Consider the following 2,953-nt stretch of genomic DNA (forward strand, 5'->3'; position numbering starts at 1 on the left):
AAGAGTAACTTAAAAGATTAAGCTATAAAGAGTGCATGGCGAATGCCTTGGCATCAGGAGTCGAAGAAGGTCGTGATAAGCTGCGATAAGCTCGGGGTAGACGCACATAGTCTGTGAACCCGAGATCACCGAATGAGGCAACTCACTGGGGTAACCCCCAGTATCCATAGATGAATACATAGTCTATAGGAGGACAGACCCAGGGAACTGAAACATCTAAGTACCTGGAGGAAGAGAAAGAAACATCGATTTCCCTAGTAGCGGCGAGCGAACGGGAAAGAGCCCAAACCGGAAACTTGTTTCCGGGGTTGCGGACAGTCTATGAAGTACGAGACGTCTTTAGCAGAGCACAGCTGGAAAGCTGGACCACAGGGGGTAATAGTCCCGTATGCGAAAGAGATGAACCGGAAATGACTGATCCAGAGTACCACGAGACACGTGAAACCTTGTGGGAAGCAGGGGGGACCACCCCCCAAGGCTAAATACTACCTGATGACCGATAGTGAAGCAGTACCGTGAGGGAAAGGTGAAAAGAACCCCGGGAGGGGAGTGAAACAGAACCTGAAACCGTGCACTTACAAACGGCTAGAGCACTATTAGAAAGTGTGATAGCGTGCTTTTTGTAGAACGAGCCAACGAGTTACGATATGTAGCAAGGTTAAGTACTTCAGGTACGGAGCCGAAGGGAAACCGAGTCTTAATAGGGCAACAAGTTGCATGTCGTAGACCCGAAACCGGGTGACCTATCCATGGCCAGGTTGAAGCGAGAGTAAAATCTCGTGGAGGACCGAACCAAATTGATGTTGAAAAATCATGGGATGAGCTGTGGATAGCGGAGAAATTCCAATCGAACCCGGAGATAGCTGGTTCTCCTCGAAATAGCTTTAGGGCTAGCGTCGGATATATGAGTTATGGAGGTAGAGCACTGAATGGGCTAGGGGGCATATCGCTTACCGAACCTTATCAAACTCCGAATGCCATATACTATTAGTCCGGCAGTCAGACTGTGTAAGATAAGTTTCATAGTCGAAAGGGAAAAAGCCCAGACCGTCAGCTAAGGTCCCCAAGTATAGATTAAGTGGAAAAGGATGTGGGATTTCCAAGACAACTAGGATGTTGGCTTAGAAGCAGCCACTCATTAAAAGAGTGCGTAATAGCTCACTAGTCGAGAGATCCCGCGCCGAAAATGTCCGGGGCTAAAATCTATCACCGAAGCTACGGGTGGCACCTTCATGGTGCCGCGGTAGAGGAGCGTTCTGTACTGGCTGAAGCCATACCGTAAGGAGTGGTGGACGGTACAGAAGTGAGAATGTTGGCATAAGTAGCGAGATGCGGGTGAGAATCCCGCAGGTCGAAAATCTAAGGTTTCCTGAGGAAGGTTCGTCCGCTCAGGGTTAGTCGGGTCCTAAGCCGAGGCCGAGAGGCGTAGGTGATGGACAATCGGTTGATATTCCGATACCACTATGAAGCGTTTGACCGAAGGGGTGACGCAGGAGGATAAGATGTGCGTACGATTGGATTGTACGTCCAAGCACTGAGAAAGGACAGGGAGGCAAATCCCTCTGTCCGCTACTTTCAAGGTGTTACGGGGAGAGGCCCACGGGCCTCGAGTATCTGATTTCACGCTGCCAAGAAAAGCCTCTAGGGAGTGACATAGTGCCCGTACCGCAAACCGACACAGGTAGATGAGGAGAGAATCCTAAGACCATCGGAAGAATTGTTGTTAAGGAACTCGGCAAATTAACCCCGTAACTTCGGGAGAAGGGGTGCCGGAGAGGAATCTCCGGCCGCAGTGAAATGGCCCAAGCAACTGTTTAGCAAAAACACAGGTCTCTGCTAAAGCGTAAGCTGAAGTATAGGGGCTGACGCCTGCCCGGTGCTGGAAGGTTAAGGGGATCACTTAGCGCAAGCGAAGGTGTGAACTTAAGCCCCAGTAAACGGCGGCCGTAACTATAACGGTCCTAAGGTAGCGAAATTCCTTGTCAGGTAAGTTCTGACCCGCACGAATGGCGTAATGACTTGGGCACTGTCTCAACAACAAATCCGGCGAAATTGTAGTGCAAGTGAAGATGCTTGCTACCCGCGATTGGACGGAAAGACCCCGTAGAGCTTTACTGTAGCTTAGCATTGAATTTCGATATTGTCTGTACAGGATAGGTGGGAGACTGGGAAAGAGGATCGTCAGGTCCTCCGGAGTCATCCTTGGGATACCACCCTGGCAGTATTGAGGTTCTAACCGGAGACCATGATCTGGTCACGGGACATTGTTAGGTGGGCAGTTTGACTGGGGCGGTCGCCTCCTAAAAAGTAACGGAGGCGCCCAAAGGTTCCCTCAGAACGGTCGGAAATCGTTCGTAGAGTGCAAAGGCAGAAGGGAGCCTGACTGCGACACATACAGGTGGAGCAGGGACGAAAGTCGGGCTTAGTGATCCGGTGGTACCTCGTGGGAGGGCCATCGCTCAACGGATAAAAGCTACCTCGGGGATAACAGGCTAATCTCCCCCAAGAGTCCACATCGACGGGGAGGTTTGGCACCTCGATGTCGGCTCGTCGCATCCTGGGGCTGAAGTAGGTCCCAAGGGTTGGGCTGTTCGCCCATTAAAGCGGCACGCGAGCTGGGTTCAGAACGTCGTGAGACAGTTCGGTCCCTATCCGTCGCGGGCGTAGGAAATTTGAAGGGAGCTGTCCTTAGTACGAGAGGACCGGGATGGACCAACCTCTGGTGCACCAGTTGTTCCGCCAGGAGCATAGCTGGGTAGCTACGTTGGGACAGGATAAACGCTGAAAGCATCTAAGCGTGAAGCCTACCCTAAGATAAGATTTCCCATGACGTAAGTCAGTAAGATCCCTTGAAGAACACGAGGTTGATAGGTGAGAGGTGTAAGTGCAGCAATGTATTCAGCTTACTCATACTAATAGATCGAGGGCTTAATCAGAAAATAAGTTACGAAAA

1 rRNA gene is annotated in these 2,953 nt (G+C 50.9%); it reads left to right on the forward strand.

The features are described from left to right. The first annotated feature begins 15 nt into the window (after window positions 1-15). Window positions 16-2,936: ribosomal RNA gene (locus tag J3A84_RS15205) — 23S ribosomal RNA — on the forward strand. Window positions 2,937-2,953: the final 17 nt, after the last annotated feature.

It is taken from the genome of Proteiniclasticum aestuarii (genome assembly GCF_017368455.1).
Lineage (GTDB): Bacteria > Bacillota > Clostridia > Clostridiales > Clostridiaceae > Proteiniclasticum > Proteiniclasticum aestuarii.